The organism is Nonomuraea sp. NPDC050643 (genome assembly GCF_040654715.1).
In the GTDB taxonomy this organism is placed as follows: domain Bacteria; phylum Actinomycetota; class Actinomycetes; order Streptosporangiales; family Streptosporangiaceae; genus Nonomuraea.
Genome location: NZ_JBFAIM010000066.1, coordinates 64830 through 81146, shown reverse-complemented (window position 1 = coordinate 81146; position 16317 = coordinate 64830). Strand labels below are relative to the sequence as shown.

Annotated in this window: 16 protein-coding genes; 8 read left to right on the top strand and 8 right to left on the bottom strand. The window is 72.5% G+C overall.

Annotation, left to right across the window (positions count from 1 at the left end):
* Positions 1-259 precede the first annotated feature (259 nt).
* Positions 260-589, bottom strand: coding sequence for a hypothetical protein (locus AB0I15_RS52405; protein WP_358114435.1), 330 nt, complete (start codon positions 587-589; stop codon positions 260-262).
* Between the two features lie 83 nt (positions 590-672).
* On the opposite strand from AB0I15_RS52405, the gene AB0I15_RS52400 reads away from it, so the two are divergent.
* From AB0I15_RS52400 to AB0I15_RS52375, 6 genes are all read left to right on the top strand, one after another.
* A complete protein-coding gene (locus tag AB0I15_RS52400) occupies positions 673-1464 on the top strand; it encodes a TIGR04500 family putative peptide maturation system protein (protein ID WP_358114433.1) in 792 nt (263 codons plus the stop codon).
* Entirely contained in the window at positions 1461-1712 is a 252-nt protein-coding gene (locus tag AB0I15_RS52395) for a hypothetical protein (RefSeq protein ID WP_358114430.1), read from the top strand. Before AB0I15_RS52400 ends, AB0I15_RS52395 begins: the two co-directional genes overlap by 4 nt.
* Positions 1709-2353 carry a cysteine peptidase family C39 domain-containing protein gene (locus tag AB0I15_RS52390; RefSeq protein ID WP_358114428.1) on the top strand — a complete coding sequence of 215 codons (645 nt, stop codon included), beginning with the start codon at positions 1709-1711 and terminating at the stop codon, positions 2351-2353. The genes AB0I15_RS52395 and AB0I15_RS52390 overlap by 4 nt, the downstream gene beginning before the upstream one ends.
* Complete coding sequence (locus tag AB0I15_RS52385) at positions 2350-3846, top strand: peptidase domain-containing ABC transporter (RefSeq protein ID WP_358114425.1); 1497 nt, start codon at positions 2350-2352, stop codon at positions 3844-3846. The genes AB0I15_RS52390 and AB0I15_RS52385 overlap by 4 nt, the downstream gene beginning before the upstream one ends.
* Positions 3847-3931: 85 nt before the next feature.
* Positions 3932-4462: a sigma-70 family RNA polymerase sigma factor gene (locus AB0I15_RS52380; RefSeq protein WP_358114422.1), complete on the top strand. Its 531-nt coding sequence runs from the start codon at positions 3932-3934 to the stop codon at positions 4460-4462.
* A gap of 24 nt (positions 4463-4486) precedes the next feature.
* The gene (locus AB0I15_RS52375) at positions 4487-5671 is read left to right on the top strand and encodes a hypothetical protein (protein WP_358114419.1); all 1185 of its coding nucleotides are present in this window, start codon (positions 4487-4489) and stop codon (positions 5669-5671) included.
* A gap of 3 nt (positions 5672-5674) precedes the next feature.
* Here AB0I15_RS52375 and AB0I15_RS52370 read toward each other — a convergent pair whose 3' ends face one another.
* The 3 genes from AB0I15_RS52370 to AB0I15_RS52360 form a co-directional block, all read right to left on the bottom strand.
* Positions 5675-5962, bottom strand: coding sequence for a polysaccharide lyase beta-sandwich domain-containing protein (locus tag AB0I15_RS52370; protein WP_358114416.1), 288 nt, complete (start codon positions 5960-5962; stop codon positions 5675-5677).
* On the bottom strand, positions 5868-7547 hold the full coding sequence (locus AB0I15_RS52365) for a polysaccharide lyase family 8 super-sandwich domain-containing protein (protein WP_358114413.1): 1680 nt from the start codon (positions 7545-7547) through the stop codon (positions 5868-5870). The genes AB0I15_RS52370 and AB0I15_RS52365 overlap by 95 nt, the downstream gene beginning before the upstream one ends.
* 90 nt (positions 7548-7637) lie before the next feature.
* A complete protein-coding gene (locus tag AB0I15_RS52360; protein WP_358114411.1) occupies positions 7638-8618 on the bottom strand; it encodes an AsnC family transcriptional regulator in 981 nt (326 codons plus the stop codon).
* A gap of 84 nt (positions 8619-8702) precedes the next feature.
* On the opposite strand from AB0I15_RS52360, the gene AB0I15_RS52355 reads away from it, so the two are divergent.
* Complete coding sequence (locus tag AB0I15_RS52355) at positions 8703-10082, top strand: DHA2 family efflux MFS transporter permease subunit (protein ID WP_358114409.1); 1380 nt, start codon at positions 8703-8705, stop codon at positions 10080-10082.
* A 15-nt stretch (positions 10083-10097) separates the two neighbouring features.
* Here AB0I15_RS52355 and AB0I15_RS52350 read toward each other — a convergent pair whose 3' ends face one another.
* The 3 genes from AB0I15_RS52350 to AB0I15_RS52340 form a co-directional block, all read right to left on the bottom strand.
* Positions 10098-11537: a WGR domain-containing protein gene (locus AB0I15_RS52350; protein WP_358114406.1), complete on the bottom strand. Its 1440-nt coding sequence runs from the start codon at positions 11535-11537 to the stop codon at positions 10098-10100.
* A gap of 74 nt (positions 11538-11611) precedes the next feature.
* On the bottom strand, positions 11612-12949 hold the full coding sequence (locus AB0I15_RS52345; protein ID WP_358114404.1) for a hypothetical protein: 1338 nt from the start codon (positions 12947-12949) through the stop codon (positions 11612-11614).
* A 118-nt stretch (positions 12950-13067) separates the two neighbouring features.
* Positions 13068-13535: an ATP-binding protein gene (locus AB0I15_RS52340; RefSeq protein WP_358114401.1), complete on the bottom strand. Its 468-nt coding sequence runs from the start codon at positions 13533-13535 to the stop codon at positions 13068-13070.
* Positions 13536-13731: 196 nt separating this feature from the next.
* On the opposite strand from AB0I15_RS52340, the gene AB0I15_RS52335 reads away from it, so the two are divergent.
* Positions 13732-13890: a hypothetical protein gene (locus AB0I15_RS52335; protein ID WP_358114399.1), complete on the top strand. Its 159-nt coding sequence runs from the start codon at positions 13732-13734 to the stop codon at positions 13888-13890.
* A gap of 134 nt (positions 13891-14024) precedes the next feature.
* Here the strand turns inward: AB0I15_RS52335 and AB0I15_RS52330 are convergent, their stop codons facing one another.
* The gene (locus AB0I15_RS52330) at positions 14025-16316 is read right to left on the bottom strand and encodes a xanthine dehydrogenase family protein molybdopterin-binding subunit (RefSeq protein ID WP_358114397.1); all 2292 of its coding nucleotides are present in this window, start codon (positions 16314-16316) and stop codon (positions 14025-14027) included.
* Position 16317 lies beyond the last annotated feature (1 nt).

Sequence of the window (16317 nt, the reverse complement as noted above, 5' to 3'; positions counted from 1 at the left end):
CTCGGCCGGCGACTCCTCGGCCATGAAGTGACCGCAGCTCACGGTGTGGTGCGCGAGATCGGGGGCCCAGGCCCGCCAGAGGAGTACGGCCCGCCACGCCTTTTCGAGAGGGGAGCGGGGCAGTGATCATGATCATGAGCGCGCGCGGGGACGGCGCGGCCGAGCGGGTGCTGGCCGCGCTGCGGCGGCGCGGCGCCCACCTGATGGGCTCCGGCGAGCCCGAGGGCCCCTTCCCCGTGCTGTGGTGGGACAACGGCGACTACCCCGGCCGGAGCCGGATCACCGCGTCGTTCGCCGGAGACGGGCGGCGGCTGCTGCTCGACACCGGCACGGAGAGCATCGACCTGTCGCGGGTCACCGCCGTGTGGCGGAGCCGGCCCAGCGGGCCCCGGGCGGACGCCGTCGGGGACGCCGGCCAGCGGGCGCACGCCGAACTGCAGGCCGAGGTCATGCTCGACGGCGTCTGGAGCCTGCTCGACGCCCGATGGCTGCCCGGCCGCCGCGCCGACGAGCTGCGCGCGCACAACAAGGTCTTCCATCTGGCCAAGGCCATCGAGCTGGGCTTCACCGTGCCCGACACGACGTACACGAACGATCCCGCCGCGCTCGTCCCGGCCTACGACCTGGCCGGGGGGCGGCTGGTGACCAAGCAGATCGCCCGGCACCCAGGTGGTGGACTACGACCTGGTGCTCGACCATCCGGACGGCGGCACGGTCGCGCTGACCGCGCCGCCGGAGGACGGGGTGCCCTGGCTGGTCGACCACTCGACGCACTGGGCCGCCGGGCACCTGGTCAGCGTGGACGACGTGCACGTGTCGGTGCCGCAGGCGCTGACCATGCTGCGGTCGTTGTCACGCCGGGACGCCTCGCCGTACCAGGAGATCGTCGATCAGTGCCTGCTGGCCGCGGCCGTGGACGAGGACCGGCCGGTGAGCCCTGCGGACCTGCAGGCCACGGCCGACGAGTTCCGGCGGGGCAGGGGGCTGCACGACCGGGCCGCGACGCTGGCCTGGATGGCGGCGGCGGGCATGGACGGCGGGCAGTTCGAGGCGTACCTGGCGGGGATCGCGCGGCGGCGGCGGTTCCGGCTGGACAAGGAGGCCGAGCTGGCGGCCGGTCACCTGGCCGCGCACGCGGCGGACTTCGCGCGGGTCAAGGCCGTGTGGGCGACCGGGCCGGAGAAGGTGGACCTGCTCGGCGACGTGTGGGATCACGCGGAGGCCGTGGTGACGGTCGCGACGCGGTGGGCGGGCGAGCTGCCCGGGGTCCTGCGCGACGCGCCCGCCGGGCAGGACGTGGGGCCCGAGGAGCTGCCCGGCGGCGGGTTCCTGACGGGCAGGGTCCTGTCCAGGAGCCCGGCCGCCGCCGACCCGGCGACGCTGGCCGCCGCTGGGCGCGCCGCGTTCGCGGGATGGCTGGCCGAGCGCCGCGCCACGGCCCGGGTCGAATGGCACTGGTCATGACGGACCCCTACGAGCGCACCCGGCCGGTCGCCCGCCCGTCCGCACCGGCGACTCCCCCGGCCCTCACCCCGCCGTCGCGGCGGATCTATCGGGAGGAGGCGCTGCGCCGGCGGGCCGGGGCCCGGGGCGGGATCAGGATGCCGCTGGTGATCAGCGGGCCGTCGTTCCTCGTGCTCTGGATCGCGGTCGCGATCGTCCTCACGGCCGGGACCGCGGTGACCGCGCTGGCGCTGGGCGCGGTGCGATGACGCGGCGCGTCCCGGTGGTGCTGCAGAACACCGAGACCGAGTGCGGCGCGGCCTGCCTGGTCATGGTGCTGTGCCACCACGGTCACCGTACGAGCCTGCTCCAGGTCTCCGAGCGGCTCCAGGTCGGCAGGGACGGGCTGAGCGCCAAAGCCATCGTGGACGGCGCGCGCGAGCACGGGCTGAAGGCGCGCGCCTTCTCCCTCTCGCCCGAGGACCTGGCCCGGGTGCCGCTGCCCGCGGTCGCGCACTGGGAGTTCGACCACTTCCTGGTGGTCGAGCGCTGGTCGCCCGACCGCGTGGACGTCGTGGACCCGGCGCAGGGCCGGCGCCGGCTCACGGCCGAGGAGTTCGGCGCGGGCTTCACCGGCGTGCTGATGGTGTTCGAGCCCGGTGAGGGGTTCCAGCGCGGCTCGTCGTCGATGGCGAGCGCGTGGCGGCGGGAGTTCTTCCGCACGCTGTTCAGGCGGCGCAGGGGGCTGCTCGCGCAGATCGTGGCCGCCTCGCTGCTGCTGCAACTGCTCGGGCTGGCGCTGCCGCTGTTCTCCCGGCTCCTGATCGACACGATCGTGCCCTCCCTGGGGACCGAGGTGCTGTCGCTGCTCGGCGGCGCGGTGCTGCTGGCGGGGCGGCCCAGTTCGTGATCGGGTATCTGCGGGCGGCGCTGCTGGTCGCGGTGCGGGCCAGAGCCGACCAGGAGCTCACCGAGGGCGTGGTCGGGCATCTGATGGCGCTGCCGTACCGGTATTTCACCCGGCGCGGCAAGGGCGACCTGGTGACGCGTGCGGCGAGCGTGTCCACGCTGGGCGACATCCTCACCGGGCAGGTCGTCGCGGCGCTGCTGGACGGGCCGCTGGCCGTGGGCTATCTCGTGCTGGTGTATCTCTGGGACCCGGTCTTCGGGCTGGCGCTGACCGGGGTGGCCGCGCTCCAGGCCGCCCTGCTGCTGGCCGGCACGGGCCGGATCGCGCTGCTCAAGCGGGAGGAGCTGACCGCGCTGTCGGCCTCGCAGAGCAGCCTGATCCAGACGATCAGCGGCATCGAGACGCTGAAGGCGTCGGGGGCCGAGCGGCGGGCCGTGGAGCAGTGGTCGGCCCACTTCGCCAGGCAGCTCAACGCCGACGTACGGGCCGGGCTCACCAGGGGCCTGCTGGAGTCGGCCCTGGCGGCGATCCGGGTGACGGCCCCGCTCGCGCTGCTGTGGCTGGGCGCCTGGCGGGTGCTGGACGGCCAGCTCACGCTGGGCACGCTGATCGCGCTGAACGCCGTCGCGCTCGGCGCGCTGACCCCGCTGGGCTCGCTGATGACCGGGCTGCAGAGCCTTCAGGAGGCGGGCGCGCACTTCGACCGCCTGTCGGACATCCTGGCCTCGGAGCCGGAGCCCAGCGAGGGCATCGAGGTGCTGCGGCTGCGCGGCGCGGTCGAGCTGCGCGACGTGAGCTTCCGCCACGACCCCCGCGGCCCGTGGACGGTGCGGAACGTCTCCGTCGCCATCCGCCCCGGCCAGAAGGTGGCGCTCGTGGGGGCGTCCGGCTCGGGCAAGAGCACGCTCGCCCGGCTGCTGCTCGCCCTGCACACCCCGGTCGCGGGCGAGATCCGGTACGACGGCGTCCCCGCCGCCGAGCTCAACCTGCGTACGCTGCGCCGCCAGTTCGGCGTGGTCACCCAGGACCCCTCGCTGTTCAACGGCTCGATCAGGGAGAACATCGCGCTGAACGACCCCGGCGCGCCCCTGGACCGGGTGGTCTCCGCCGCCACGCTGGCCGCCCTGCACGACGAGATCGCCGCGATGCCCATGGGCTACGAGACCATGCTGACCGACGGCGGCGGCCTGTCGGGCGGCCAGCGGCAGCGGCTCGCCCTGGCCCGCGCCGTCCTGTCACGCCCGAAGGTCCTGCTGCTCGACGAGGCCACGAGCAACCTCGACAGCGCCACCGAGGCGGTCATCGAGGCCAACCTGGGCCGGCTCGTGCAGACGCGGATCGTGATCGCCCACCGGCTGAGCACGGTCAGGGACGCCGACGTGATCCTGGTGGTCGACGGCGGGCGGATCGTGCAGCGCGGCACCCACGAGGAGCTGATGGCGACGGGCGGCAGGTACGCCGAACTCGTCGCCGCGCAGGCCGTGCTGACATGACCTCCGCCCAGGGGAACACTGGCTGGCGCGGAGGGGGAATCTCCGTGATGCGGTAATCCTGGCGCGTTCGGAGGGACTACTGGGTGTGGACGATCCCGAAGAACGATTCACCGACCTCTACGACCGGCACTACCGCAGCGTGCTGGGCTACGCCCTGCTGCGGGCCGAGCGCGACGTGGCCGAGGACGTTTCCAGCGAGACGTTCCTCGTGGCCTGGCGGCGGCTCGGCGAGCTGCCCGAACCGTCGCTGCCCTGGCTGCTCGGCGTGGCCCGCAACCTGCTGGCCAAGCAGCGCGACTCCCGCCACCGGCGGCAGGCCCTGGTCGATCGGATAGCCGCTCTCACCACCTCGCGCGACCAGCAGGCGTGGGACGTGGCCGAGCACGTCATCGACAGGGAGAGCGCCCTGGAGGCGCTGGCGGCCCTGCCCGAGCAGGACGTGGAGGCGATGGTGTTCGCCACCTGGTACGGCCTGCCGCCCCAGCAGGCGGCCTCGGTCATGGGCTGTTCGGTCCGCACGTACAACGTCCGGCTCCACCGGGCGCGCAAGCGCCTGGCCCGGGCACTCCGCCTGGGCGGCGGCGCTCCGCGCCCGGTCCGCAGCCTCGAGTCCTGACCACACCCCTCTGGAGGACCCCTCATGGATGACCGCATGTTCGCCCGGCTCAAGCCCGAAGAGCTGGACGAGCTGACCGAAGACGGCTACCGGCGACGCCGGGCGGGCGACCTGGCCCGCGCGTTCGCCACCCCGCGTACGGAGCCGGCCCGCACCCGCGGGCGGCGGCCGTACTTCCTGATGGCCGGCACCGTCGCGGCCGGACTGGCGGCCGCCGCGGCCGTCGTCGTCGTGGGCGGTGGTGACCCGGCGCCCCGGAAGGCTCCTGCGGCCTCCGCCGCCCCGACGCCGGACAAGACGCCGGACCGGACGGTGGACGCGCGCACGTTCCTGCTGGCCGCCGCCTCGACCGCGAAGCGTGAGCCGGCGACGTCCGGCCGCTACTGGTACGTCAACGAGCGCAGCCTGCAGAAGGTGCACAACGTGCCCAGCGAGTACATGCGCGGCATCAAGGCACTGGACGCGGAGCTCAAGGAGAAGGAGAAGGAGCTCGCGGGCGACCCCGAGGCGCTGGCCGAGGTGCGGGAGCGGATCAACCGCGAGCTCGGTGAGCTCAAGACGGTCGAGCTGCCGTACCTGGCGTACGCGACCGAGACCCGCGAGACCTGGCGGACCATGCGCGCGGGCGGCACCAGCCGCCTGGTCAGCGACCAGGACGTCGAGGTCACCTTCGACTCCCCGCAGGACGAGGCCGACTGGAAGGCCGCGGGCTCGCCCGAGCTGGCGGACAAGAAGCCGCAGACCATGGACGACTCCTTCGAGCGGATCCTGTCGATCGACAACCCGAGCCTGACCCTCCAGAACATCTCCAAGCTGCCCACCGGCAAGGACGCGCTCAAGCGCCGCCTGGACGAGCTCTGGAAGCGCAGCCCCAACTCCGCCCGCGCGAACAAGGCGGGTTACCTGTGGCAGACCGGCGTCGACCTGATGACCGCGCCGATCAAGCCGGGCACCCGGTCCGCGCTGTTCCAGGTGCTGGCCGATCAGCCGGGCATCACCTCGCAGGGGCCGGCGAAGGACGCGCTGGGGCGTACGGGGGTCGCCCTTTCCGCGTCGACGACCGACGCGATCACCCTCCGGCTGATCATCGATCCGCGGACGGCCGAACTGCTGGAGTACGACGTGGTGGAGAAGGACGTGCCGCTGCTGCGCGTGGCCCTGGCGGACATGGGCTTCACCGACGAACTCGGCGAGCGCCCCCGGGGCTGACCCTCATCCGAGCCGCACGGTGACCGTCACCGAGCCGCCCTCCTGACCGGCCAGGCGCTTGAACGTGAGCGTGCCGCCGGCCAGGAGGGCATCGCCGTCCAGCAGCTCCGCGACGGGCCGGTCCCAGGTCACGGCCAGCTCGTCCAGGTCGCGCCGGGGGTCGGCGGCCGTGAGCGTGACCGTCCCGCCGGGATGCTCACGGACCAGGACCGCGCACGGGGCCGACACGGTCAGGCCGCCGGCGGTCCCCGCGTTCCAGAAGCCGGCCGCCGTGAGGCCCAGCGCGGGCACGTGGACGGCCTGCAGCCGGGAGGTGTTGGCCATGACGCGCATCCAGCCGGCATCGGCCGCGCGGGAGCGCGTCGCCGGTCCTGCGGTTGTCGACGACCGTCTCGACGGCCGCGCCGTCCTGGCTCGTGATCCCCGCGCCCAGGCAGACGATCGCGTCGTCGAGGAAGAACCAGGACTTGAACGCCTCCATCGTGCTCTCCAGGCCGCTCAGGTGCTGGCCGGCGACCGCGTACGTGCCGTCCGTCGCGCCACCCACCCACCGCCAGGGCGTGCACGTGTCACCCCAGCCTGCCCCCGCCCCGTCGGGCAGCCGCCGGGTGGAGACCGTGGTGCCCGGCAGCCGGTAGGGGTCCACGGTCGGCCAGAAGGAGTCCGAATAGTGGTCGCCGTGGCCCTCGGCCCACCAGTAGAGCATCCCCGAGCCGGTGTGCCGGCCGCGCAGGTTCTCGCCGTTGCCGTGCTCGTAGTGGCCGATCCGGTGCGAGGCCATGCTGAGCGCCGCGCACCAGCCCGGCCGCCGGTGCACGGCCCTGGCGCTCATGGGCAGCAGCCGGTGCCCGACCGGCTCCGGCACGGCCGGCACGGCGCCGTCGTCCATGACCGCGCTCAGGCGGGCGTGGAACGCGGGCTCGGCCCCCTCCAGCATCGGCCGGTACGTGCTCCGCACCGCCCACCCCTTGACCATGGCCTGCCACCGGGCCCGCTCGGCGACCGGGGCGCTCTCCCCCAGCAGCAGCACCGCGGCGGCGATCTCCCGGCCGCGCTCGTGGTCGCCGTACGGCCTCCTGCCGACGCTCCGCCCGCGGACCAGGTCCATACAGGCCCCGTCGCGGACGAACGGGGCGAACGACCGCTCCACCGTGGCGAACAGGCTCCGGTCCGCGAGCCCCCACGGCGAGCCCCGCAGCACCGCGTACAGCGTCGCCAGGCCCGACAGCAGCGTCACCCCGTAGGCCCCCTGGTAGGGGACGTACGTGTGCTGGATGAACGACCCGTCCCGGTAGAACCCGTCACCCTCGGACACCGGGCGGAACACCGGGGACAGCGCGGAGACGGCCGGCTCCGCCCGGCCGTGGTCGTCGGCGAGCATGGCCCGCAGCAGCGTCACCAGGCACAGGTCCACCCGGTTGGCTCCGGTGCTGGTGCCGCTGTAGTCGCCGAGCCTGCTCACGGGCACGAAGTGGTCCACCGCGTCGAGGAGCGCCGGGCTGTCGAACCCGGTCAGCCCGGTGCCCTCCGTCGCGTACGCCCGCGCCATCGTCAGCAGCCGCCGCGGCGTGGCCACGTACGACGGGAAGGTCTGGCCGGGCCAGAGCCGGTCGCGGCGGGGCGCCATGGTGTCGCGGTGGCGGAGCGCCGCCCGGCCCAGCGCCCGGTGCGGAATCCCCGCCACCCCGCCGAGCCGGAGGAATAATCGCCGGTGCACGCCTCGATCATCACATGCGGCGCAGCCCGTGAACGGTTCGGCCGTGACGATCGAGCCCCTGTTGTCGATCGTCACGGCATGAGCGGCCGGCGCCGCCGGAGCGGTGGCGCCGGCGAGGACGACCCCGGCGCACGCCAGGGCGAGCAACCGGATCCTCATGGGAGTCTTCGTGGCACGAAACACTAGAAAGCTGGGCGATCTTCTCCCAGCCTGCGCGCCTCCCAACCGGCGGTAGGGCCTGCCCCACCCTCAGACGGGCAGCACCGCTCCCGCCCGCTTGATGGTCCTGATGATCGGCGCGGTCTCGATGTGCCTGATGGCGGGCAGTGCGCCCAGGCTGTCGGTCAGGTAGCGGTAGAGCGCCGCGTCGTCACGGCACACGATGCTGGCCGTCAGGTTGGTCGGGCCCGTCGTCGCGCCCACGAACGCCACCTCGGGATGCCCGGCCAGCGCCCGCCCGGTCGCGTCGAGGTCGGCGGGCGGCACCGACATCCACAACTGCGCCTCCACCTGGTAGCCGAGCAGCGTGGGCAGCACGTCCATGTCGAAGAAGACGGCGCCCGCCGAGCAGAGCTGCTCCATGCGGCGCCTGACCGTCGACTCCGACCAGCCCGTCGCCGCCGCCAGGTCCGCGTAGCCGGTGCGGCCGTCCTTGGAGAGCTCGTCCAGCAGCGCCTGGTCGCCGGGGCCGAGCGTCACCGGCTCGCCCTCGCCCCGCCGGTGGTAGACCCGCCCCGCCGCCAGCTCCGCCACCTGGTCCGGTGAGAGCACGGCCAGGCCCGACCAGCCGACCCGACCGCCCACGAACGTGTAGATGGTCCGGTGCGCCGTCACCGAGAGCACGCGGTTGGTCCTGGCCAGCTTGCTGAGCAGCAGCGACTGGCGCTCCTCCGCCGTGCGGTGCAGCGAGCCGCTGGAGATCTCGGTGCCGCCCGACAGCAGGTGCACCCAGAACGTGTCGGGGCGCCGCCCCAGCGCCTCGGCGATCGCGACCGCCGCGTCAGGGGTGCAGCGCAGTCTCATCGCCCACGACTCGAACCCGAGGCGCCGCCCGTCCACGACGCCGACCACCCGCACCATGCCGGAGGCGCGCAGTCGCCGGTAGCGCCGCGCCACCCGCTGGTCGGACACCCCGAGCACCTCGCCGATGCGGCTGAACGAGGCCCGCCCGTCGATCTGCAACGCGTGCAGCAGCCCTCGGTCCACCTCGTCCAGCTCGATGATTTCCATCACCACAGGCTATCTCGCGCGGAAAATCACCAGAAACCCGCCGAGTACTGGCTGATATCGTCAGGGCGGCCCCACCGTAGGGCCATGACTTCCACCCGAGCACCCGAGCGCACCACCGTGAGCTGGTCACCCCTGGTGGCCGCCTCCCTGGGCGCCTTCATGCTCCTCGTCGACGTGACCATCGTCATGGTCGCTCTGCCGGACATCACCGGCGACCTCCACATGTCCTTCACCGGCACTCAGTGGCTGCTGGACGGCTACGCGCTCGCGCTGGCCGCCCTGCTGCTGGCCGCCGGATCGTTCGCCGACCACGTGGGCCGGCGCAAGGTCTATCTGGGCGCGCTGGCGGTGTTCGCGCTGGCCTCGCTCGCCTGCGGGCTCGCGCCCTCCGGCGGCGTGCTGCTGGCGGCCCGCGTGGCGCAGGGCGTCGCCGCCGCGGCCATGATGGCCACGACCCTGGCCCTCATCAGCGCCACCTACCACGGCAGGCAGCGCGGCATCGCGTTCGGCGTGTGGGGCGGCGTCAACGGGGCCGCCGCGGCCGTCGCGCCCGTGCTGGGCGGCCTGCTCACCGAGCACCTGCACTGGCGGGCCATCTTCCTGGTGAACCTGCCCATCAGCCTGGCCGCCGCCTGGCTGACCCTGCGCGGCGTCGAGGAGTCGCGCCTGCCTGGCGGGGCCCGGCTCGACCGGGCCGGCATGGCGACGTTCACGGTGGCGGCGGGCGCGCTCACGTACGGGCTCATCGAGGCCGGGGGCCACGGCTGGACGGCGGCGCGGACCCTGGTGCCGCTGGTCACGGCGGCGGTGGCGTTCGCGGCCTTCGTCGTCGCCGAGACGCGCGGCGACCATCCCATGCTGGACCTGCGGCTGTTCGCCGGCCGGTCGTTCAGCGGGATCATGGCCGGGGCGGGGCTGCTCATGCCGGCCGCCTTCGCCTGCCTGGCCTTCACCTCGCTCTGGCTGCAGCAGGACCTGCGGCTCGGCCCCGTGATGGCCGGGCTGGCGCTGTCGCCGATGGCCGCCACCTCCCTGGTGACCTCCGTCGCCGCCAGCCGCCTGCTCCCCGGGCTGTCCCCGCGTACCGCCCTCGGCGGCGGGCTGCTGCTCATCGGGGCGGGCGCGTACCTTCAGGGCCTGCTCGACGCGCAGTCCACCTGGACCGCGCTGGCGCCCGGCCTGGTCGTCACCGGCATCGGCGTCGGCCTGGCCATCCCCTCGCTCAGCTCCGCCGCCATGACCTACGCCCCGCCGCAGCGCGCGGGCATGGCCGCCGGCACCGTCAACACGGTCAGGCAACTCGGGTACGCCCTCGGCATCGCCCTGCTCGGCATCCTGTACCAGGACGGCGCCGTGCCCTACCTCGCGCTGAACGACGTCTACCGGGCCAGCGCCATCACCGGGGTGGCGGCGGGCCTGCTGGTCCTGGCGATGGTCGGCCGGCCGGCCAGGACGGGCTCCTGAGCGCCGGGCGGGCGATCAGAGCAGACGCCTGATGTCCCCGTACGCCCGGTAGAACCCACCGCGCCCGGCCGAGCGCACGCCCTCCACGAGGTAGCGGGCGCCGGCCTCGCGCACGTCCTTGGGGAACTGCACGTTCCACGACTCGTATCCGGGGCTGACCACGCGGACCCGCAGCCGCTCGCCCTCCTTGAAGCACTCCACCACCACGCCGTCGCCCGTGTCGCTCGTCGTCTCCAGCACGACCGACGGCTCGACGACCTCCAGCGACGCGGCCGCCTTGACGTCCAGGGGCCGGGGCACGTTCCCGGCCCTGGCGGCGGTGATGGCGGCCTCGCTCGCGTCGATGCAGGCCAGGGTGCCGTCGGTGGTGACAATGTAGAGGCGGTCGTTCAGGAACTGCATGGAGAAGGCCGACCCGCAGCCGGTGTCCAGCTTCCACAGCCGCTCGCCCGAGGCGTCGAAGCAGTAGACCGAGGAGCGGTCGTCGCCGGCGAAGACGTGGCGGCCGCCGGGCGAGGTGGCGCAGGAGTAGACCGCGCCGTCGCACTCGTAGACGGCCTCGGTCCGGCCGTCGCGCTTGGCCAGGCGGTGCACGCGGCCGCGGGCTCCCCGGGCCGTGCCCGCGTAGACGGAGTGCGCCTCCTGCCAGCCGAACAGCACCTGCTCGGCGAGGTCGTGGTGCCAGACCAGCGCGCCGTCCTGAAGGTCGTGACGGGCGACGCCGCGCGAGTGGCCGTGGTAGGCGGAGTCCTGGTCGCACCGGACCATCCAGGCGGAGTCGCCGCCGCCGGAGCGCGCCCACTGGAACTCGTCCTCGTAGTCGATCGCGGTGACCCGCCCGGCCCGGTCGGAGACGCCGAGCACGCCGTCGTGGATGTCCAGCCAGTAGATGTCCACGTCGGCGGCGATCTCGTACGCCGACCTCGGGACCTTGCCGCTGAGGTCGTACACGCGGCCGTCGTCGCACCCGGCGTAGATCCAGAAGTCGTCGGCCACGATGCACTTGACGCCGTCGGGCAGCCGGAACCGGCCGTTCACGGTGCCGGTGTGGCTGATCGTGTAGACGTCGCCGCGCTGGTTGCCGACCCAGCAGCGCTCCTCGTCCACGAAGATGCCGAACGCCGCCGACCCGCTGTCGAAGCGCCACAGCACGGGCGCCTGGTGCACATAGGGCTGCGGCGTGGTGGGGCGGGGCGGGGTGGGGATGGCCCGGCGGGTGACGGTGCGGCGGCCCCGGACCCCGCGTACGGCCGGGGCGTAGCCCTTGCGCGTCTTCTCGCCGAGCTTCTTGTCCGCCGCGGCCTGGGCCTTGGCCTCGGTGGGAAAGGAGGTGACCTTGGTCTGGCCGGGCTCGCCGATGCGTCCGTAGGTGATCGTGACCTGCGCGCCCGCCACGGTCACCTCGTAGAACTTGTGCGATCCGCCGCCGTCCTCAGACAGCTCGAGATAGGTCATGTCCGCGCTTCTCCAGAATTGCCGGGCCTGATCAATTGCTCGGGAGCGTAGAGGACGGCGGCGACAGAACAGGGTTACTTGTCGTATTCGTACGCTCCGGCGTCGACCGGGCCGTCACTGCCGTCGATCGCCCGTCCGGTTACGTCGTCGTCGCTGTACTGGGCCACGCCGAGGTCGATCGCCGGGCTGCCGGCGCGCAGCTTGAGCGGGTGCGCGGTGTTGGTGAGGTCGAACAGCGGGTCGGCCTCGATGTTGTTCGTGCCGCCCATCTGGTGCTGGGCGGCCCCGTAGAACACGTTGTGGTGGCTGTCGGTGACGCCGGGGCCGTAGGCGGTCTTGGCGACGACCTGGATGATGTTCTGGGACATCGACAGGTGGGCGTTGGTGCAGCCGGCGTCACAGACCACGCCCTGAGACGAGGGGTGGGTCAGGCGAACGGTGTTGTTGCGGAAGACGGTGCCGAGCACGGGGCCGTTCGGGTCCGGCGGGTTGCCCGGCTCCTGCACGCCTCTGGTCACCAGGCCGCCCTGGGTCTCCGGCCCGGTGATGACGTTGTACTCGAAGATGTTGCCCGAGGTGCCGTCCGGGTCGCTGGGGGTGCCGTCGGGCTTGGTCTCCTTGCTGGTGCCTAATTCGGTGAAGGTCTCGTTGTCCACCGCGATGTTGTGGTGGATGCGGTTGCGCGAGCCGAGGAAGATCTCGACGGCCGCGCCGTCCATGCCGTAGTCGTGGCTGAGGGCGTACGAGCCGCGGATCTCGTTCCAGCCGATGTTCGAGTCGTCCCCTTGGACGAGGATCGCGAACGCGCCCGAGTCGTCGTTCGTGGGCTCCTCGGTGTTCTTGCTCATGTAGTTGTTGTCGATGAAGTCGTTGGCCGTCACCGCGGTGTAGCTGACCTCGGGCGAGATGTAGACGCCCGCCGCGGCGCCGGTGATGTAGTTGCGCTCGATGACGTTGTGGTCGCCGTCCACCTTGATCCCGGCCCAGGTGCAGCGCTTGCCGTCCTGGGCCAGGCCGACCTGGATGTTGTACACCTCGATGTACGAACCCCCCAGGCTCACGCAGGCCTCGTCGTCCCCGGTGACGATCGGCCTGGCGGTGCCGGTGCCGTACGCGTCGACGACGATCGGGGCGTTCGCGTTACCCGATTCGGTGATCTCCAGTTGCTGGCCCTGCCACGTGCTGCCGCGGCGCAGAAGCACCTTGGAGCCGGCGTCCAGTCCTGCGGCGGATGCCTTGGTGAGGGTCTTCCACGCGGTTTCGGGCGTCTTGCCCGTCGCGGAATCGTTGCCGTTGATGGAGTCGACGTAGTAGACCACGGCTTCCGCCGAGGCGGTGCCCGTCGCAAGAGTCATGGTCGCGAGCGAAAGCGCCGCCACCACCGCGCCGGTCCGCAGGTTCCAGCCTGACATTCAGCCTCCTGAACGGCCGGGGCTCCGTCGCACTGACGAAGATCATCCCCGGCTTGCGGCTGTCACATTAACCCGGTTTTGGTGGAAATTCCTGACTTTCGCCGGTTGTCAAAATCTGCTAAGTGCCTGCCCGGATCGGCACCACGTTGCCGTGGACGCCCTGACGTGGGAGCGCGAACCAGGTGGCCTTCCCGACGAGGTCGGGGCGGGTGACGTAGCGCTGGGGGTGGCAGCCGTAGAAGCCGTCGGACAGCCGGGCGATGATGCGCAGCCCGCGCCCGTGCTCGGCTCCCAGGTCGGGCGGCGCCGGGGTGGGCAGGAGAGGGCTGCTGTCCACCACCACGCACATGATCTCCTTGGCGTCCACATGGAGCATGAGTTCATAGGGGTCGTCGCCGTACATGAAGGCATTGGTGATCAATTCACTGACCATGAGAACGGCGTCGTCGACGAGCTCCGAAGAAAGGCCGAGCGCCGCCAATTCGGCGCGAATGATCTTTCGTGCCCGCCCGACCGTCCGCACGTCCTCGCACAGTGGCCACACGTTGTGCATCCTGCCCCTGGGGGCTGATCGCAGCCTGGTCATGGCGTCCCTTTCCGGCTCGGAGGGGCAACGGATGCGCGTTTCGCTTAACAAGAGAACCTGCCTATGGGTTGACGTACACGTCTGTCGAAACATGTACGTACGAGATGGCCTCTTGGGTCGAATCTTCGGCGAGAAATCGCCATTCTTTTTGACGGCGCTTCGAAACGGCGCGGACGGGCCGGGTACGGACACTCCCATGAGCATTCCTGACAAGAACGCACCGAAGATCGACACGAAGAGACCCCGCGACGCCGGGCACGAGGAACGCCCGGCGGAGCCCAAGCCCGCCGGGCGTCAGGCGCTGGAACGAGCACTGTCGGAGGCGGGCAAGGATCTCAAAGACCTCACCCGGTAAAGGGCGGGGACACACCCGACCTGAGTGTGGGACGAGCGGTGCTCAGCCGTCGCTCCTCGATCGCCTCGTCCCACCACCCGGCCGGCTCCGCGTCCAGGGCCGTCGCCGCCCGGGCCGGGCTTCGTATTCCGAGGTCAGCCCCTCGACGCGGCGAGCAGGGACCACACGACCGCCGGGGTCAGCGGGACGTCGGTGATCCGGTCCGCGATCTCCGGCAGGGCGGCGGCGACCGCGTTGGCGATGGCGGCGGGCGGCCCGATCGTGCCCGACTCTCCGGCGCCCTTCATCCCGCCCGGCGTGACCGTCGAGGGCGTCTCCAGCATCACGACCTCGATGTCCGGCACCTCCCGCGTGGTCGGCAGCAGGTATTCGGTGATCGGCTGGCCGTCCTCGGTGTAGACGATCTGCTCGGTCAGCGCCTCGCCGATCCCCTGGACCACGCCGCCCAGGAGCTGTCCTTCCACCGACGCCGGGTTGACCAGCACGCCCGCGTCGTTGACCACCCAGTAGCCCTCCAGCTCGACTCCCCCCGTCTCCGGATCGACGGCCACGGCCGCCGCGTGCGCCCCGTACGCGAAGGTGTAGCCCGGCGGGTCGTAGCTGACCCGCTCCTCCAGCCCGGGGGTGACCCCTTCGGGCAGGTCCCAGCCGCGCCAGGCCGAGGTGGCCAGCTCGCGCAGCGTCACGGCCGCCTGCGGGTCGCCCTTCACCCGCACCGCGCCGTCGGCGATCTCCAGGTCGCCGGCCGCCGCCTCCAGCCGGTGGGCGGCGATGGCGATGAGCTTGTCCCGCAGCCGGGCGGCGGCCTGCGTGAGCGCCCCGCCGCCCAGCGCCAGCGAGCGGCTCGCCACCGACCCCACCGACGAGTACGGCGTCGCCGCCGTGTCCCCCAGCACCACCCGCACCCGCTCGATGGGCACCCCCATCCGGTCGGCCGCGAGCTGGGCCAGCGCCGTCTCGATGCCCTGCCCGATGGAGACCACCCCGGAGGACACCACCACGGACGCGTCCTGGTCCATCCGCAGGATCGCCGTCTCGAAGCCGCCCGCCAGCATGCCGATGGCCTTCAGGTCCATCGAGGGGCCCATGCCGGTGCTCTCCACGTAGCAGGCGTAGCCCACGCCGCGCCGCCGCCCGTCGTCCTTCTCGACCGGCCGGACCATGTCGCACACCGTCCGCAGGGCGCGCGGGTAGTCGCCGGAGTCGTAGGTCTGGAACACCCGCGTCGTGTAGGGCAGCTCGTCCGGCCGGAGCATGTTGCGCAGCCGCAGCTCGATCCGGTCGATCCCGAGCCTGCGCGCCGCCTCGTCGATCAGCCGCTCCCGCGTCAGGGTGCCCTCGGGCTGACCGAAACCCCGGTAGGAGCCGGTCGGGGTGGTCGTGGTGACGGCGCAGCGCACGCGTACGGCGAACCGCTCGAACCGGTACGGTCCCGGCAGCAGCGTGGCCGTCACCGCGAACGTCGAGCCGCCCACGTTCGACGGATGGGCGCCGAGGTCGCCGAGCACGTCGGTGTACATCGCCACGAACCGCCCGTCTCCGTCCAGCGCCAGCCGCGCCCGGTGCACGGCCTCCCGCGCGGGCAGCGTGGCGAACAGCCGGTCGCCCGGCGACTCCGTCCAGCCCACCGGGCGGCCGGTGCGCATCGCGGCCAGGCAGACGAGCAGCTCGTCCGGGTAGAGGTGCTCCTTGCCGCCGAAGCCGCCGCCGGTGTCGCGGCTGATGACGCGTACCCGGTCGTGGGTCAGGTCGAAGGCGTCGGCCAGGTGCTCGCGTACGTGGTGCGGCGCCTGGGAGGAGATGTGCACGGTCAGCTCCTCGTCGGCGTAGTGGGCCACCACGCCGCGCGGCTCCATCGGGTACGGCGAGACCCGCCCCATCCGGAACGTCATCTCGACCACGTGCTCGGCCCCTTCGACGGCGGCCAGGCAGTCGTCGTCGCCCATCAGGAAGTCGGAGATCAGGTTGGTGCCCAGCTCCGGGTAGAGCAGCGGCGCCCCGTCGGCCAGCGCCCGCTCGGCCCCGACCACCGCGGGCAGCTCGGTCAGCTCCAGGTCGAGCAGGTCGGCGGCGTCCCTGGCGGCCTGCGGGGTGTGGGCGACGACGACGGCGAGCGGCTGGCCCGCGTACCTGATCACGTCGTCCAGCACCCGGTAGCTGGTGAGCCGCTGGCCCGGCGCCACGTTCACCGAGGGCAGCCGGAGGTTCGCCGCGTCGCCGGGAGTGATGATGTCGAGGACGCCCTCGACCGCCCACGCCGCCTTGACGTCGCAGCCGGTGAACGTGCCGTGGGCGATGGGGCTGCGCACCACGTGCGCGTGGACCATGCCAGGCAGCCGGACGGCGCCGACGTACCTGCCTTTCCCGGTCAGCAGCCTGGCGTCTTCCCGCCTCGGCGTCCGTGCGCCGACATACCCGTCTTCCATG